This is a genomic window from Pseudomonas sp. BE134 (assembly GCF_031456105.1).
In the GTDB taxonomy this organism is placed as follows: domain Bacteria; phylum Pseudomonadota; class Gammaproteobacteria; order Pseudomonadales; family Pseudomonadaceae; genus Aquipseudomonas.
The window spans coordinates 132,067-148,289 of record NZ_JAVDUA010000002.1 but is presented as its reverse complement, the minus strand read 5'-3'; the positions used below and the strand labels follow the sequence as shown (position 1 = coordinate 148,289).

General features: G+C 57.8%; 14 protein-coding genes and 1 pseudogene. 12 read left to right on the top strand and 3 right to left on the bottom strand.

Annotation, left to right across the window (positions count from 1 at the left end; all coding sequences use genetic code 11):
* Positions 1-2: 2 nt before the first annotated feature.
* Entirely contained in the window at positions 3-992 is a 990-nt protein-coding gene (tauA, locus tag J2Y56_RS02745; RefSeq protein ID WP_007942461.1) for a taurine ABC transporter substrate-binding protein, read from the bottom strand.
* A 362-nt stretch (positions 993-1,354) separates the two neighbouring features.
* Between tauA and J2Y56_RS02740 the strand changes: the two genes are divergently transcribed.
* The 9 genes from J2Y56_RS02740 to J2Y56_RS02700 all read left to right on the top strand — a co-directional run bounded on the left by J2Y56_RS02740 (position 1,355) and on the right by J2Y56_RS02700 (position 10,361).
* A complete protein-coding gene (locus J2Y56_RS02740) occupies positions 1,355-2,683 on the top strand; it encodes an OprD family porin (RefSeq protein ID WP_007942464.1) in 1,329 nt (442 codons plus the stop codon).
* 407 nt (positions 2,684-3,090) lie between these two features.
* A complete protein-coding gene (locus tag J2Y56_RS02735; RefSeq protein ID WP_007942465.1) occupies positions 3,091-4,431 on the top strand; it encodes an OprD family porin in 1,341 nt (446 codons plus the stop codon).
* A 290-nt stretch (positions 4,432-4,721) separates the two neighbouring features.
* Positions 4,722-5,360, top strand: a complete 639-nt coding sequence (locus J2Y56_RS02730; RefSeq protein WP_007942467.1) for a peroxiredoxin — start codon at positions 4,722-4,724, stop codon at positions 5,358-5,360.
* 307 nt (positions 5,361-5,667) lie between these two features.
* Entirely contained in the window at positions 5,668-6,261 is a 594-nt protein-coding gene (gene ssuE / locus J2Y56_RS02725) for an NADPH-dependent FMN reductase (RefSeq protein WP_007942468.1), read from the top strand.
* Positions 6,262-6,350: 89 nt separating this feature from the next.
* Positions 6,351-7,331, top strand: a complete 981-nt coding sequence (locus J2Y56_RS02720; RefSeq protein WP_310348513.1) for a sulfonate ABC transporter substrate-binding protein — start codon at positions 6,351-6,353, stop codon at positions 7,329-7,331.
* Between the two features lie 25 nt (positions 7,332-7,356).
* Positions 7,357-8,505, top strand: coding sequence for an FMNH2-dependent alkanesulfonate monooxygenase (ssuD, locus tag J2Y56_RS02715; protein ID WP_077431082.1), 1,149 nt, complete (start codon positions 7,357-7,359; stop codon positions 8,503-8,505).
* An 8-nt stretch (positions 8,506-8,513) separates the two neighbouring features.
* Positions 8,514-9,296, top strand: coding sequence for an aliphatic sulfonate ABC transporter permease SsuC (gene ssuC, locus J2Y56_RS02710; protein ID WP_007942471.1), 783 nt, complete (start codon positions 8,514-8,516; stop codon positions 9,294-9,296).
* The gene (gene ssuB, locus J2Y56_RS02705; protein WP_007942472.1) at positions 9,293-10,099 is read left to right on the top strand and encodes an aliphatic sulfonates ABC transporter ATP-binding protein; all 807 of its coding nucleotides are present in this window, start codon (positions 9,293-9,295) and stop codon (positions 10,097-10,099) included. Before ssuC ends, ssuB begins: the two co-directional genes overlap by 4 nt.
* Positions 10,100-10,145: 46 nt before the next feature.
* Positions 10,146-10,361 (top strand): molybdopterin-binding protein, encoded by a 216-nt coding sequence (locus J2Y56_RS02700; RefSeq protein WP_007942473.1) that lies wholly within the window; start codon positions 10,146-10,148, stop codon positions 10,359-10,361.
* Between the two features lie 127 nt (positions 10,362-10,488).
* Here J2Y56_RS02700 and J2Y56_RS02695 read toward each other — a convergent pair whose 3' ends face one another.
* Entirely contained in the window at positions 10,489-11,124 is a 636-nt protein-coding gene (locus J2Y56_RS02695; protein ID WP_310333433.1) for a TetR/AcrR family transcriptional regulator, read from the bottom strand.
* 227 nt (positions 11,125-11,351) lie between these two features.
* The gene (locus J2Y56_RS02690) at positions 11,352-12,728 is read right to left on the bottom strand and encodes a glutamine synthetase family protein (protein ID WP_007942475.1); all 1,377 of its coding nucleotides are present in this window, start codon (positions 12,726-12,728) and stop codon (positions 11,352-11,354) included.
* Positions 12,729-13,006: 278 nt separating this feature from the next.
* Between J2Y56_RS02690 and J2Y56_RS02685 the strand changes: the two are divergent.
* The 3 genes and pseudogenes from J2Y56_RS02685 to J2Y56_RS02675 all read left to right on the top strand — a co-directional run.
* Positions 13,007-13,273: pseudogene (locus J2Y56_RS02685) on the top strand (gamma-glutamyl-gamma-aminobutyrate hydrolase family protein); the annotation flags it as partial.
* Positions 13,274-13,398: 125 nt separating this feature from the next.
* Complete coding sequence (locus J2Y56_RS02680; RefSeq protein WP_007942476.1) at positions 13,399-14,757, top strand: glutamine synthetase family protein; 1,359 nt, start codon at positions 13,399-13,401, stop codon at positions 14,755-14,757.
* A 59-nt stretch (positions 14,758-14,816) separates the two neighbouring features.
* Positions 14,817-16,181 (top strand): aspartate aminotransferase family protein, encoded by a 1,365-nt coding sequence (locus tag J2Y56_RS02675; protein ID WP_007942477.1) that lies wholly within the window; start codon positions 14,817-14,819, stop codon positions 16,179-16,181.
* The last annotated feature ends 42 nt before the right edge of the window (positions 16,182-16,223 follow it).

Genomic DNA, 16,223 nt, shown 5'->3' with positions numbered 1-16,223 from the left:
CATCACTCAGCCACAAACTTCGCACTGACATACGCCGAATAATCCGGCAGCACAGTTTCAACCTTCCCTTGCTCCTTCAAGAACTTCGCCGTCTCGCCAATCGCCTTGGCCGTACCGCCCTCCAGTAGCGCCGCGGTCTGCTGGGCCTTGGCATCCGGGAACGCAGAGCCGGCCAACAACTCCGGTACATCGGCGGCATTGGCACCGGTCAATTTGGCGATTTTCTGCACGGGTACCGAATCGGCTGTCCAACTGTCTTTATGCGCGGCGTAGTCGGCGAAGGAGTCCAGGGTGACCTTGGCAAATTTGGCCACCACCTCTGGATGTTTCTCGGCGTAATCCTTACGCGCAACCCAGACTTCAAACGTCGGCGCCCCCCATTGACCGACCTGCGCGGCATCCGTCAATGTCTTGCCTGTCTTGCGAATTTCCCCCAGCGCCGGTGACCAGACAAACGCGCCATCAATATCACCACGTTTCCATGCTGCTGCGATTTCCGCCGGTTGCAAATTCACCACTTTGACTTTCGAGGCGTCCAGTCCCCAGTGCTTCAGCGCGCCGAGCAAACTGTAGTGAGAGGTTGAGACGAAGGGGGTGGCGATGGTTTTGCCGATCAGATCTTGCGGTTTGTCGATGCCGCTCCCGTTGCGTACTACGAGGGCTTCAGCTGCATTGATCTGGGCAGACACGATGAACGCGACTATTGGCAGATTGCGCGAGGCGGCTGCGGCCAAAGGACTGGAGCCGAGGTTACCAATCTGCACGTCACCGGACGCGATGGCGGTCACCACTTCAGGGCCGCTGTTGAATCGGCGCCAGTCAATTTTCTGGCCTATGGTTTGCTCGTAAGTGCCATCCGCCTGGGGGACTTTGCTGGGGTCGATGCCGGTTTGATAACCCACAGTCAGGTTGGCCGCTTGAGCGGAATGAGAAAATATCAGGGACACACAAACTGTAACAAATAGGCTGGATAGTTCGCGTCTGGTCGTCATGGCGTCGCCTTTCGGTGGGGGATTGTTTCCGAATTGCTTCAAACGCTAAACGATCTAAAAAACATCCAATAAATAACATTTGGTAATTAGCTTATGAGCTGGGGGCTCTATTCCGTGGCGGCGAGTGATACAGAGCTAAATTCCAAAAAAGTATGAGAAACGGGCGAGCTAGTTCTTTGCAGAATTATGACGAGCTCATGACCAACATTGACCAAAAAACGGGGGATTAGACCATGGTCGTAGACACACATGGTTACGATTGACTTGTGGGTCACGCTCTGGCGCTAATCGCGCATCTTAGGATCTTCGGTCGTTGAACCGAGGCCAGGAACACAAGAATTAGAAACGAGAGGAGTTAGACAATGAACAAGTCCACCTTGGCCCTGGCCGTGGCCGTAGGGGTTTTGGCGCAGCAGGCAGGCGCCGCAGGTTTCATCGAAGACAGCAAGCTTTCCGTCAGTTCTCGAACCATGTATTTCAACAACGATAACCGTGACGGCGGTGCGGACCAGAGAGAGAGCGCTCAAGGCTTCAAGTTCGATTACTTGTCCGGTTTCACTCCGGGTACGATCGGCTTCGGTATCGACGCCCAGGCGATGGTCGGTATCCACCTGGATGGTGGCAAGGGTCATCACCCGGATAACAACAGCTTCGTCCCAAGCGACAGCGATGGTTCGGCGGTGAACGAATGGAGCCGCGGGGCGGCCAACGTCAAGGCGCGCATCTCAAAGACCGAAGCTCACCTGGGCGGCGCTCTGCAACCGAACATGCCGATTTTGGTCGCGAACGACAGCCGCCTGCTGCCACAGACCTTTGAAGGTGGCACCCTCTCCTCGAAAGATATCGACAACTTTACCTTCAACGTAGGTCAGTTAGAACACGCGACGGGTCGTGCCTCTTCAGACTCCAGCGGCCTGGCCGTGGCGGGCGGTACTCAGGACAGCAACCAGTTCCGTTACGGCGGTGTTGACTGGAAGGCCACCAAAGACCTGACCCTGCAGTACTACCACTCGGAACTGAAGGATTACTACAAGCAGGATTTCCTGGGGATGGTTCACGTCTGGACGATCGATGCCAAGCAGTCGTTCAAGACGGATTTCCGCTACTTCGACAGCAGCTCCAATGGCAAGAACGGTGATGCGGGTTATATCTTCAATAACAACGGTGGTTTCGCCAAGACTCCAGGCGAGGTCGATAACAAAACCTGGAGCGGTATGTTCACCTATACCCTGGGTGGCAACGCATTTCTGCTCGGCCATCAACGCGTCAACGATGACGGTGGTTTCGTCTACCTGAACCAGGCCCAAGTGGTTAACAGCAACGGGCGTAACCAGGGGGAGGGCGGTGCCAGCTTCTACCTGTTCACCGACTCCATGATCAACGGCTTTGTCCGTGCCGGTGAAAACACCACCTTCGGCCAGTACTCCTATGATTTCGCGGCGCTGGGTGTCCCGGGCCTGAAAACCTCGATCGCCTACCTGCACGGCGAAAACATCAAAGCTCTGAACGGCACCGGCCCTGATGCGTCTGAGTGGGAGCGCGATATGCGGATCGACTACACCATTCAGCAAGGCGCCCTCAAAGGTCTGGGTGTGACGTTGCGTAATGGTGTCTACCGTGGCAGCGAAATCAACATCGCTGACCAGGACCAGACCCGTGTGATCTTCAACTACACCTACAGCTTCTTGTAATAAGCCTTCAAAAAGAGCCTCGCCTTGTGGCGAGGCTTTTTTTTGTCTTCCTATATTCCAATAACATCTGTTGTGCTTATTTTTTATTCTTTTTGGTTTTTTCTGCAAACCCCTAAAGTAAGTCCGGTCCGGTACTCAGCTTGAGGCTCGGCTTCAACACATTGATTCCCGTCAGTAGAGCAGGTCAAGGAATGGGCGTTTATGCCGATACCTCGAATCTGTGCTGCACAGGCATATGCCTAAACGGAATTAAAAAGAAACACAAAATTCTTTTTGGCTTTATGGCGCTGTATTCTGCATCGCCAAAACGACCGGGCTAGACGGCTCGGCAAAAATTGCGTGTCTCAGGATCCAGGGCGCTAGACCCGGGGCCAGGACCACAAGCATTAGAAATGAGGAGCGAAACAATGAACAAGTCCACCTTGGCCATGGCTGTGGCTGTTGGGGTTCTGGCGCAACAAGCAAGCGCCGCCGGTTTCATCGAAGACAGCAAAGCCACCCTGGGGCTGCGTAACTTCTACATCAACACCGATTACCGTGATGGTACTGGGCCGAACAAAAACGAAGAGTGGGGCCAAGGCTTCGATCTGCGTTTCATCTCCGGTTATACCCAAGGCCCTGTCGGCTTCGGTATTGATGCAATCGGCCTGTTGGGCGTGAAGCTGGATTCGGGCGGCGGCACCAATGGCGCCACTGCAACTTCTTACGGTGGCACTGTTTTCCCAACCAAGTCCAACGGCGAACCGGTTGATGACTTCTCCAGCCTGGGTGTGACTGCCAAAGCCAAGATCTCCCAGACCGAACTGAAGCTGGGTACCTTGCAACCCAAACTGCCGGTCATCGTGACCAACGACGGTCGTTTGCTGCCGCAAACCTGGCAGGGTGGCCAGCTCTCTTCCGGTGACATCAAGGACCTGACGCTGATCGGTGGTCAGATCGAAGCCGTTAAAGGTCGTAACTCCAGCAACAACGAACAGATGTCGATTGCGGGTGCGAACACCCGTGGTCCCAATTTCCGCGACAGCAACAAGTTCAACTTTGCCGGCGGCGACTACAAAATCACCAAGGACCTGACGGCCCAGTATTACTACGGCAACCTGGAAGAGTTCTACAAGCAACACTTCCTGGGTCTGGTGCACAACTGGGCAATCGGCCCGGGCGTGTTGAAGTCGGATTTGCGTTATTTCAACAGCACTGATGATGGTGCCAACGGCCACAACCCGTTGTACTACTCCACTGGTAACTACAACGCGCCGAACGGTAAAGGCAAGGTCGACAACAACCTGTACAGCGGCCTGTTCCTGTACACGGTTGCCGGTCATACCTTCGGTGGCGGTTATCAGGTCAGCAACGGTAGCAGCGACTTCGTTTACCTGAACCAGGGTGACGGAGCGTCGGCCTATATCATCACCGACTCGCAAATCCAGAAATTCGCCCGTGCCGGTGAACACTCCTGGCAGGCACGCTACTCGTTCGACTTCGCCAAGGTCGGCGTACCGGGCCTGACGGCAGGTATGGTTTACCTGCATGGTGACGACATCGATACCGTTAACGCTCGCGGTGGCGTGGCGGCCAACGGCGCTTCCGAGTGGGAACGCGATCTGACCGTGGCTTACGTGCTTCAGGATGGCCCGCTGAAGAACCTCGGCGTTACCTGGAAAAATGCGACCTGGCGTACAGACCTGCCGAACACTCGCACCCAGGATGAAAACCGTCTGATCGTCAGCTACTCGATCCCGCTGTTGTAATAGCGTTCGCGTCACCGAAACAAAAAAGCCCCGCCCGGCATCACGCCCGGCGGGGCTTTTGTGTTTCAAGGCGGTTCACCCCCGTAAACCCTCCTCGAAATTCCCCTCTTTTGCAGCACTCAAGGCCTTCTCGAACCTTGTGGGCGATGTTCGTCTCGTCGCCTGATCACGTCCAGTGAACAGATCTTTAATATTCGTTATAGGTCTAAACAAATCGATATTTATTCTTTTTAATCATTCGTAAATACAGGCACAGTCGAGCTCAACAAGCACTCATCAGGAGCAGAACCATGAGCCTCAGACTGGGCGACATCGCCCCCGACTTTGAACAGGATTCCAGCGCCGGCACCCTCCGTTTTCACGAATGGCTGGGCGATAGCTGGGGCGTGCTGTTTTCCCATCCGGCGGACTTCACCCCGGTCTGCACTACTGAACTGGGGTTCACCGCCAGGCTCAAGGATGAGTTTGCCAGTCGCGGGGTGAAAGCCATTGCCCTGTCGGTTGACCCGGTGGACTCGCACCACAAGTGGATCGAGGACATCAACGAAACCCAGAGCACCCTGGTCAACTTCCCGATCCTCGCCGACGCCGATCGCAAGGTGTCGGACCTTTACGACCTGATCCATCCCAACGCCAACGACACCCTGACTGTACGTTCGCTGTTCGTGATCGATCCGAATAAAAAGATTCGACTGACCATCACTTACCCGGCGAGCACCGGCCGCAATTTCCACGAAATTCTGCGGGTGATCGATTCGCTGCAACTCACCGACCACTACAAAGTGGCCACCCCGGCCAACTGGCAGGACGGTGATGAAGTGGTGATCGTGCCGTCGCTCAAGGATGAGGATGAAATCAAGCAGCGTTTTCCCAAGGGCTATCGTGCGGTGAAACCCTATTTGCGCCTGACGCCGCAACCGAACCGGTAACCACTGATCGTTCCCACGCTCTGCGTGGGAATGCCTCTAGGGACGCTCCGCGTCCAGTGACGCGGAGCGTCACGAGCTGCATTCCCACGCGGAGCATGGGAACGATCACCACAAAAGCAGCAGGGGATTTCAGGCCGTTTCGACGGCCTTTTTTTACATCTGGAATTCAGTGATTTTTATATCTCCAAAACGAATAACCAAATGAATAAATATGATTTATAGATATAACAATCACCTGTTAAGGTCTCCCTCATCACAGCGAGATCGCAAACCGCGAATCGCCAACACCGTTCAAGGAATCATCTGAATGCTGGTCGTCTCACTCGGTGGCAGTCCCAGCCAACGTTCCCGTTCCGGGGTGCTGCTGGAACGCTCCCAACGCTGGTTACAAGAGCAAGGTGTGGAAGTGGTGAGTTACCAGGTTCGGGACTTCCCGGCGGAAGACTTGCTGCATGCACGCTTTGACAGCCCCAAGATCATCGACCTGCTGCAACAGATTGAAAACGCCGACGGCCTGTTGATTGCCACACCGGTTTACAAGGCGTCGTTCTCGGGCGCACTGAAAACCGTGCTGGACCTGCTGCCCGAACGAGCACTCCACCATAAAGTCGTGTTGCCGATGGCCACGGGCGGCAGCATCGCCCACATGCTGGCGGTGGATTACGCGCTCAAGCCAGTGCTGTCGGCGTTGAAAGCCCAGGAAATGCTGCAGGGAATTTTTGCCGAAGACAGCCAGATCGCCTACGGCGAAGGCAGCGCCCAGGCGCAATTGGCGCCGCAGCTTGCACAACGATTGAATGAAGCGCTGGAGCAGTTTTTCAGCGCCATGGCGAGACGACCCAAACCTCTCGACCCAAACCTGTTGAATGAACGTTTGTTGAGTGCTCGCTGGAGCATTTAAGCCTCCCCCGAAATTGATCTACTCACCTTACTCAGCCGCCAACGGCCAAGCAGGTGCAGCCAAAACCCAACTGCAAAAAGGAGAGCGCTATGCGCACTGTCATTTTGCGTCGTGGTCTGGTCGCTCTGTTTGTTGCGGCTGTGTCCTTCGGCGCCATTACTCAAGCTCAAGCCGAGACGTTGCGAATCGGTTATCAAAAGTACGGCACCCTGGTGCTGCTCAAAGCCAAAGGCACATTGGAAAAACGCCTCGCCGCCCAAGGCGTGGACGTGCAATGGACGGAATTCCCTGGTGGCCCGCAACTGCTCGAAGGCCTGAATGTCGGCTCCATCGACTTTGGTGTCACGGGTGAAACCCCGCCAGTATTTGCCCAGGCTGCCGGCGCCGATTTGCTCTACGTCGCCTACGAACCGCCTGCACCGCACGCCGAAGCAATCCTGGTGCCGAAGGACTCGCCGATCAAATCGGTGAAGGACCTCAAGGGCAAGAAAGTCGTGCTCAACAAGGGCTCCAACGTTCACTACCTGCTGGTCCGCGCGCTTGAAGACGCCGGCCTCAAATACACCGACATCCAGACTGTGTTCCTGCCACCGGCCGATGCCCGCGCCGCGTTCGAGCGTGGCAGCGTCGACGCCTGGGTGATCTGGGATCCGTACCAGGCGGCCGCCGAACAGCAACTGCAAGCGCACACCCTGCGCGATGGCCAGGGCATCGTCGACAACCATCAGTTCTACCTCGCCACCAAGCCTTACGCGCAGAAAAATCCCGAGGTGATCAAGACCCTTGTCGAAGAAGTGCGCGCAGTCGGTGAATGGGCCAAAGCCAATCCTGAAGACGTCACTCAACAGGTTTCGCCCCTGCTCGGTCTGCCAGCGGACATCACCCTGACCTCAATGAAGCGCCAAGGCTTCGGCGCGATATTCCTCACGCCTGAAGTCGTTGCCGCCCAACAGAAAGTCGCCGACAGCTTCTATCAGCTCAAGCTGATTCCGAAGCAATTGAGCATCAAAGACGTGATCTGGACGCCACCGGCAACTGTTGCCCAAAGCTCAGTAACCAAAGCGCAGTAATCCGATTCCCTTAGGAGACCACTCCATGAGCCTCAATATTTTCTGGTTCCTGCCTACCCACGGCGACGGCCATTACCTTGGCACCGCCGAAGGCGCTCGCGCCGTCGACCACGGTTACCTGCAACAAGTCGCGCAAGCGGCGGATCGTCTGGGTTTCGGCGGCGTGCTGATTCCTACCGGTCGCTCTTGCGAAGACTCATGGCTGGTGGCCGCATCGCTCATCCCGGTGACCCAGCGTTTGAAATTCCTTGTCGCCCTGCGCCCCGGGATCATTTCCCCGACGGTGGCAGCGCGTCAGGCGGCGACCCTGGATCGTCTGTCGGGTGGGCGTGCGCTGTTTAACCTGGTGACCGGCGGTGATCCGGAAGAACTGGCCGGCGATGGCTTGTTCCTCAGCCACGAAGAGCGCTATCAGGCCTCGGTGGAATTCACCCGCATCTGGCGTCGTGTGCTGGAAGGCGAAACCGTTGATTACGACGGCCAGCACATCAGTGTGAAAGGGGCGAAGTTGCTCTATCCGCCGATCCAGCAACCGCGTCCGCCACTGTACTTCGGCGGCTCGTCGGAAGCGGCGCAGGATCTCGCGGCAGAGCAAGTGGAAATGGTCCTGACCTGGGGCGAACCACCGGCCGCTGTCGCCGAGAAGATCGAGCAAGTGCGCGCCAAAGCCGCGAAGCTCGGTCGTACCGTGCGCTTCGGTATCCGCCTGCATGTGATCGTTCGCGAGACCAATGCCGAGGCGTGGCAAGCGGCTGACAAACTGATCTCGCACCTGGACGACGACACCATCGCCCGCGCTCAGGCTTCTCTGGCGCGCTTCGATTCCGTCGGCCAGCAGCGCATGGCCGCCCTGCATGGTGGCAGCCGTGACAACCTGGAAGTCAGCCCTAACCTGTGGGCCGGTGTCGGGCTGGTGCGTGGCGGTGCCGGTACGGCATTGGTTGGCGACGGTCCGACCGTGGCGGCTCGCGTGAAGGAATACGCGGACTTGGGCATCGACACCTTCATCTTCTCCGGTTATCCACACCTTGAAGAGTCGTACCGCGTAGCCGAATTGCTGTTCCCGCACCTCGACATCGAGCGTCCCGAGTTGCCGAAAAGCGCAGGTTACGTCAGCCCGTTCGGTGAAATGGTGGCCAACGACATTCTTCCCAAAGCCGCGTCCCAGAGCTGAGGCGCGCCATGAAGAAAATTACCCACAGTCTCGCGCCCTGGGCGTTGCCGGTGTTGCTGCTGGCGGTGTGGCAGTTGTCGGTGTCGGCAGGCTGGTTGTCGACACGGATTCTGCCGGCACCCATCGCGGTGATCGAAGCCGGTGTAAGCCTGGTGAGCAGCGGTGAAATCTGGACGCACTTGGCAATCAGCGGCTGGCGCGCCGCGCTGGGCTTCACCATCGGTGGCGGTATCGGTCTGGCGCTGGGCTTCATCACCGGCCTGTCGAAATGGGGCGAACGCCTGCTCGACAGTTCGGTGCAGATGATCCGCAACGTGCCGCACCTGGCACTGATTCCGCTGGTGATTTTGTGGTTCGGCATCGACGAGTCGGCGAAGATTTTTCTGGTTGCGCTGGGCACGTTGTTCCCGATTTACCTCAACACCTATCACGGCATTCGCAACGTCGACCCGGCACTGGTGGAGATGGCACGCAGTTATGGCTTGTCCGGCTTCAGCCTGTTTCGCCAGGTGATTCTGCCGGGCGCGTTGCCTTCAATTTTGGTCGGCGTGCGTTTCGCACTGGGCTTCATGTGGCTGACGCTGATCGTCGCGGAAACCATCTCCGCCAGTTCCGGTATCGGTTATCTGGCGATGAATGCCCGGGAGTTTTTGCAGACTGATGTGGTGGTACTGGCGATTCTGCTGTACGCGGTACTCGGCAAGCTGGCCGACCTCGCGGCCCGTGGTCTTGAGCGTGTGTGGCTGCGCTGGCATCCGGCTTATCAGGTTGCCAAAGGAGGTGCGGCATGACGGCTCAACAACCTCCACGCCTGCTGCGCGGGATTCCGCTGGTGGTGCGCAAACTGCAAAAAACCTTTGGCTCGCGGCAAGTGCTGCGTGAGATCGATCTGCACATTCCGGCGGGCCAGTTTGTCGCCGTGGTCGGTCGTAGCGGATGCGGAAAAAGTACCTTGCTGCGCCTGCTGGCCGGTCTCGACCAACCCACGGGCGGTGTATTGCTCGCTGGCGCTGCGCCGCTGAGTGACGCGCGAGAAGACACCCGTTTGATGTTTCAGGAAGCGCGTTTGCTGCCCTGGAAAAAGGTCATCGACAACGTCGGCCTCGGGCTCAAGGGCAACTGGCGGCCGCAAGCACTGGAAGCGCTAGAGTCCGTCGGTCTGGCTGATCGCGCCAATGAATGGCCTGCCGCCTTGTCCGGCGGACAGAAGCAGCGTGTGGCCCTGGCTCGCGCGCTGATCCATCAACCGCGTTTGCTGTTGCTCGACGAACCGCTGGGTGCGCTGGATGCCCTGACCCGAATTGAAATGCAGCAACTGATCGAACGGCTCTGGCAGAAGCATGGCTTCACCGTGTTGCTGGTCACCCACGACGTCAGTGAAGCGGTGGCGATTGCCGATCGGGTGATCCTGATCGAAGAGGGCGAAGTCGGCCTCGACCTGCTGGTGGAGCTGCCGCGCCCTCGGGTTCGCGGCTCGCATCGGCTGGCGGCGCTGGAAACCCAAGTGCTTAATCGTGTGCTCGCACTGCCCGGTGAACCGCCGGAACCGGAACCCGTATCACCCTTGCCTACGCAATTGCGTTGGGCGCATTAGAAGCAGCGGCAAGTTGCAAGCTCATTTCGACCTCAGGAGAAATCACATGACCATCAAAGCCATTAACGTTCGCAACCAATTCAAAGGCGCCATCAAGGAAATCGTACTGGGTGACGTGCTGTCGGAAATCGACGTGCAAACTGCGTCGGGCATCGTCACTTCGGTGATCACCACGCGCTCGGTCAAAGAGCTGGAACTGGTGGTGGGCAGTGAAGTGATTGCGTTCGTGAAATCCACTGAAGTGTCGATCGCCAAGTTGTAAGGCGTGCATGTGTGTTTCATAGATCATTCCCACGCTCTGCGTGGGAATGCAGCCCGGGACGCTCAGCGTCCCAAAGGTCGAACGCGGAGCGTCCGTTGAGGCATTCCCACGCGGAGCGTGGGAACGATCATAGCGCGGCGCGCTTCGACAAATACGGCGGCAAGTACAGCCCTAAATAGGCATCAAACACCCGCATCCCTTCCTCGGCCATGCGCGGGGTGATCTGCCCGTGTTGCTGCACCGAGCGGGCGTAGACGCGGTCGCCCAGTTCCATGGCCAATGCAAATACGTCGACGTCGGTTGGCAGCTTGGGCAATTCGAAGTGGTGATCGAAGAGCTTGTGCATCAGGTCGCCCAGTTCGATGTCGTGCTGGCGGTCGGCCTGGGTGACTTCGGTCAGGCCATGCTGGGCGAGGATCAACTGGCGGGCGGCGGCGTCTTCGCTGTAGATCGCGAGCATGCGTTGCTCCACCAGGCGTGACAGGTCACGCCAGCCGCAGAGCGCCTCATGATCGATAGGCGCTTGCAGGCAGGCGCGGAACGCGGCGTGGACGTCGGCGGTCAGCGCTTCGAGCAGCGCCGGTACGCTGGCGAAGAAGTGGTAGACGGAGGAGGGCGGAATCTCCGCGCGCTCGGCGACACTGTAAATCGACAGACTGCCCACGCCCTCGGCGGCCAGCAGCGTGCGGGCAGCATCGAGAATCGAATCAATCCGCGCCTGGCTGCGGGCGCGGGGTTTGCGTGGGGTGGCGAGTCGGGTCATTGAAGTCTCCTGCGGGGCAGGGGGCATTGTACGAGCAGGGTTGTGTGTTGTCTGCCAAGACGCCATCGCGAGCAGGCTCGCTCCCACAGTTGATCTCCAGTGAACATAAATTCCGTGTACCCAGGTAATCCCTGTGGGAGCTAGCCTGCTGGCGATCCGCCGCAGGCGGCCATAAAAAAACGCCGTCGGCCTTATCAGTCGACGGCGTTCTTTTTTACTGCAACCGCTTAAACGGTATGCAGGTACCAGTTGTACTCAAGGTCGGAGATGGAGTGTTCGAACTCCTCCAACTCGCTTTCCTTGCAGGCCACGAAGATATCGATGTACTTCGGATCGATGTACTTGGCCATGACTTCGCTGTCGTCCAGCTCGCGCAATGCATCGCGCAGGTTATTCGGCAGGCTTTGCTCGTTCTGCTCGTAGGAGTTGCCTTCAACGGGGGCGCCCGGCTCGATCTTGTTGGTCAGGCCGTGATGCACGCCTGCCAGGACCGAAGCCATCAGCAGGTACGGGTTGGCATCGGCGCCGGCAACACGGTGTTCGATGCGCACGGCATCGGAGGAACCGGTCGGAACGCGAATCGCCACGGTGCGGTTGTCCAGTCCCCAGCATGGCGAGTTCGGCACGTAGAACTGCGCGCCGAAACGACGGTAGGAGTTGACGTTCGGGCAGAGGAAAGCCATCTGCGCCGGCAGGGTCTCGAGCACACCGCCGATCGCGTGACGCAGTGCGGCGTTCTGCTCGGGATCCTCGCTGGCAAAAATATTTTTGCCATCTTTATCAAGAATCGAAATATGGACGTGCAGACCGTTGCCCGCCTGGCCCGGGTAGGGCTTGGCCATGAAGGTGGTGTCCATTTCATGGTCGTAGGCGATGTTTTTGATCAGACGCTTGAGCAAGACTGCGTAGTCGCAGGCCTTGATCGGGTCGGCCACGTGGTGCAGGTTGACTTCGAACTGCGCCGGGGCGCTTTCCTTGACGATCGCGTCGGCAGGGATGCCTTGCTCTTTCGCACCTTCCAGAATGTCCTGGAGGCAGTCGACGTATTCGTCGAGGTCGTCGATCAGATAGACCTGTGTCGAATGCGGGCGTTTGCCGGAGATTGGCGAGCGTGGCGGTTGTGGACGGCCGTTCACGTTCTCCTGGTCGATCAGGTAGAACTCCAGTTCGAAGGCTGCGCAGATGGTCAGACCCATCTCGTCGAACTTGGCGACCACTTGACGCAGGACTTCACGGGGATCCGCGAAGAAGGGGTCACCTTCGATTTCGTGCATGGTCATCAACAGTTGCGCGGTAGGGCGCTTCTGCCAAGGCTCGTTGCACAGGGTGTCAGGGATTGGATAGCAGATTCGGTCGGCATCACCGATGTCCAGGCCCAGGCCGGTGCTTTCCACCGTCGAACCATTGATATCCAGAGCAAATAGAGAGGCCGGCAGGTTGATGCCTTTCTCGTAAACCTTGTGGAGGCTGGTGCGTTCAATGCGCTTGCCGCGCACCACACCATTCATATCCGCAATCAGAAGGTCAACGTACAGAACCTCAGGATGTTCCTTAAGGAACGCGTTCGCTTCGTTAAGCTGAACGGCACGCGGGGGTACCGACATGATGCAACACCTTTGTTGTTAAAAATATCAATCATTGATCTCTTCGGATTCCAGTCAACCCGAACGGCATGCCGAAGTCAAGCGAGGCCTTTTTTGCCCTAAAAAAGCGCTCGTAAGGCTTTTTTGAGGCACTTTGGGGCGTTTTTATGCCTTTGAACGCTTTGGCTACCGCAGGCTTGAGCGGGGCGTGTTGTATTTTTTACGGGGGTGTTGTGTAAAAAAATGAACAAGGCTAAGCTCGATTCAAACCCATAACACCAATAATACCGGGGTGCTTCATGTCTCGCCTGCCGTTAATCGGCGTCACCGACTGCTCTACGCAGATCGGTCTGCATGCTTATCACATCAGTGGCGACACCTGCGTCCGCGCAGTGCCCTCAGCGGCTGCGGACCTGACGGTAATCCTGTCATCCATGACGGATAGACTGTCTCCGTCCGATATTCTGGACGGCCTTGATGGCACCCCCATTACGGTTACTTCATTCAATATAGAACCGATTCACAATAGCGGCCCGACAATCGCTAGTGATGCTGCACGCCCGGCGTTTGCTGCACGATGCGGAAAAAATCACGATAGCCTGACGAACACACCCGTTTCAACGCGACGCCGATGCGTCAACCATTGCCTGACGCAAGCAAGCGGCAGGAAACTCAACGCCTAGAGGCATTTATGAGTAACAACCTCGACCAGCTCACCGATTGGTTGAAAGACCACAAGATCACAGAAGTCGAATGCATGATCGCCGACTTGACCGGGATTACCCGTGGCAAGATCTCGCCGACCAACAAGTTCATCGCTGAAAAAGGCATGCGCCTGCCTGAAAGCGTTCTGTTGCAGACCGTGACCGGCGACTATGTCGAAGACGACATCTATTACGAACTGCTCGACCCGGCCGACATCGACATGATCTGCCGCCCCGACCAGAACGCCGTATTCCTCGTGCCGTGGGCCATCGAGCCGACCGCCCAGGTGATCCACGATACCTACGACAAGCAAGGCAACCCGATCGAGCTGTCGCCACGCAACGTGCTCAAGAAGGTCCTCAAACTCTATTCCGACCGCGGCTGGCAGCCCATCGTGGCGCCGGAAATGGAGTTCTACCTGACCAAGCGCAGCGACGACCCCGATTACCCGCTGCAACCCCCGGTTGGCCGTTCCGGGCGTCCGGAAATCGGTCGTCAGTCGTTCTCGATTGAAGCGGCGAACGAATTCGACCCGCTGTTCGAAGACGTCTACGACTGGTGCGAATTGCAGGAGCTGGACCTCGATACGTTGATCCACGAGGACGGCACGGCGCAGATGGAAATCAACTTCCGTCACGGCGATGCCTTGTCCCTGGCCGACCAGATCCTGGTGTTCAAACGCACCATGCGCGAAGCCGCGCTCAAGCATGACGTGGCGGCGACTTTCATGGCCAAGCCCATGACCGGCGAGCCGGGCAGTGCGATGCACTTGCACCAGAGCATCATCGACATCGAAACCGGCAAGAACGTCTTCTCCAATGAAGACGGAAGCATGAGCCAACTGTTCCTGCATCACATCGGTGGCTTGCAGAAACTGATCCCCGAGTTGTTGCCGTTGTTCGCCCCTAACGTGAACTCGTTCCGCCGCTTCCTGCCGGACACCTCGGCACCGGTGAACGTGGAGTGGGGCGAAGAAAATCGCACCGTGGGCCTGCGGGTTCCGGATGCCGGGCCGCAAAACCGTCGGGTGGAAAACCGCCTGCCGGGCGCCGACGCCAACCCGTACCTGGCGATTGCCGCGAGCCTGCTCTGCGGCTACATCGGCATGGTCGAAGGCCTTAACCCGAGCGCGCCGGTGGTGGGCCGTGGCTATGAACGCCGCAACCTGCGCCTGCCGCTGACCATCGAGGACGCGCTGGAACGCATGGAAAACAGCGCGACCATCGAGAAATACCTGGGCAAAAAATTCATCACTGGCTACGTCGCGGTCAAGCGGGCCGAGCATGAAAACTTCAAGCGCGTGATCAGTTCGTGGGAGCGCGAGTTCCTGCTATTCGCCGTCTGATACGCCGGGCGCCGTCGTCGTCGGGCGGCGCTTTCACCTGATTTTTTTAGGAGATTTGTATGACCAGCAATAATCCGCAAACCCGTGAATGGCAAACCCTGAGCAACGATCACCACCTGGCCCCGTTCAGCGATTTCAAACAGCTGAAAGAGAAAGGCCCGCGGATCATCACGAACGCCAAGGGCGTTTACCTGTGGGACAGCGAAGGCAACAAGATCCTCGACGGCATGGCCGGCCTGTGGTGCGTAGCGATCGGTTACGGTCGTGATGAACTGGCGGATGCCGCCAGCAAGCAAATGCGCGAACTGCCTTACTACAACCTGTTCTTCCAGACCGCTCACCCGCCGGTACTGGAACTGGCCAAGGCCATTGCCGACATCGCACCAGAAGGCATGAACCATGTGTTCTTCACCGGTTCGGGTTCGGAAGGCAACGACACCATGCTGCGTATGGTTCGTCACTACTGGGCAATCAAGGGCCAGCCGAAGAAGAAAGTCATCATCAGCCGCAAGAACGGTTATCACGGTTCCACCGTGGCCGGCGCGAGCCTGGGTGGCATGACGTACATGCACGAACAAGGCGACTTGCCGATTCCGGGCATCGTCCACATCGCACAGCCGTACTGGTTCACCGAAGGCGGTGACATGACGCCTGAAGAGTTCGGTGTCTGGGCGGCCAATCAGCTGGAAGAGAAAATTCTGGAAGTCGGCGTGGACAACGTCGGTGCCTTTATTGCCGAGCCGATCCAGGGTGCCGGCGGCGTGATCATTCCGCCAGACACCTACTGGCCGCGCATCAAGGAAATCCTCGCCAAATACGACATTTTGTTCGTGGCGGACGAAGTGATTTGTGGTTTTGGCCGCACCGGTGAGTGGTTTGGTACCGATTACTACGACCTCAAGCCCGACATGATGACTATCGCCAAAGGCCTGACCTCCGGCTACATCCCTATGGGTGGTCTGATCGTGCGTGACGAAGTGGTCGAGGTGCTGAACGAAGGCGGCGATTTCAACCACGGTTTCACGTACTCCGGTCACCCGGTGGCCGCCGCGGTGGCGCTGGAAAACATCCGCATCCTGCGCGAAGAAAAAATTGTCGAGCGCGTTCATGCAGAAACGGCACCTTATTTGCAAAAGCGTCTGCGGGAACTGAACGATCACCCGCTGGTGGGGGAAGTGCGCGGGGTCGGTCTGTTGGGGGCCATTGAACTGGTTCAGGACAAAGCCACTCGCACACGTTACGAAGGCAAGGGCGTCGGCATGATTTGCCGCCAGTTCTGCTTCGACAACGGCCTGATCATGCGCGCCGTGGGCGACACCATGATCATTGCTCCGCCACTGGTGATTACACCGGCTGAAATCGATGAGTTGGTGGCCAAGGCACGCAAGTGTCTGGACCTGACCCTGAGTGCGCTGCAGGGCTAAGTGCTAGGCTCTGAGCGGGTGTGACGTTACATTTCGCTCAGA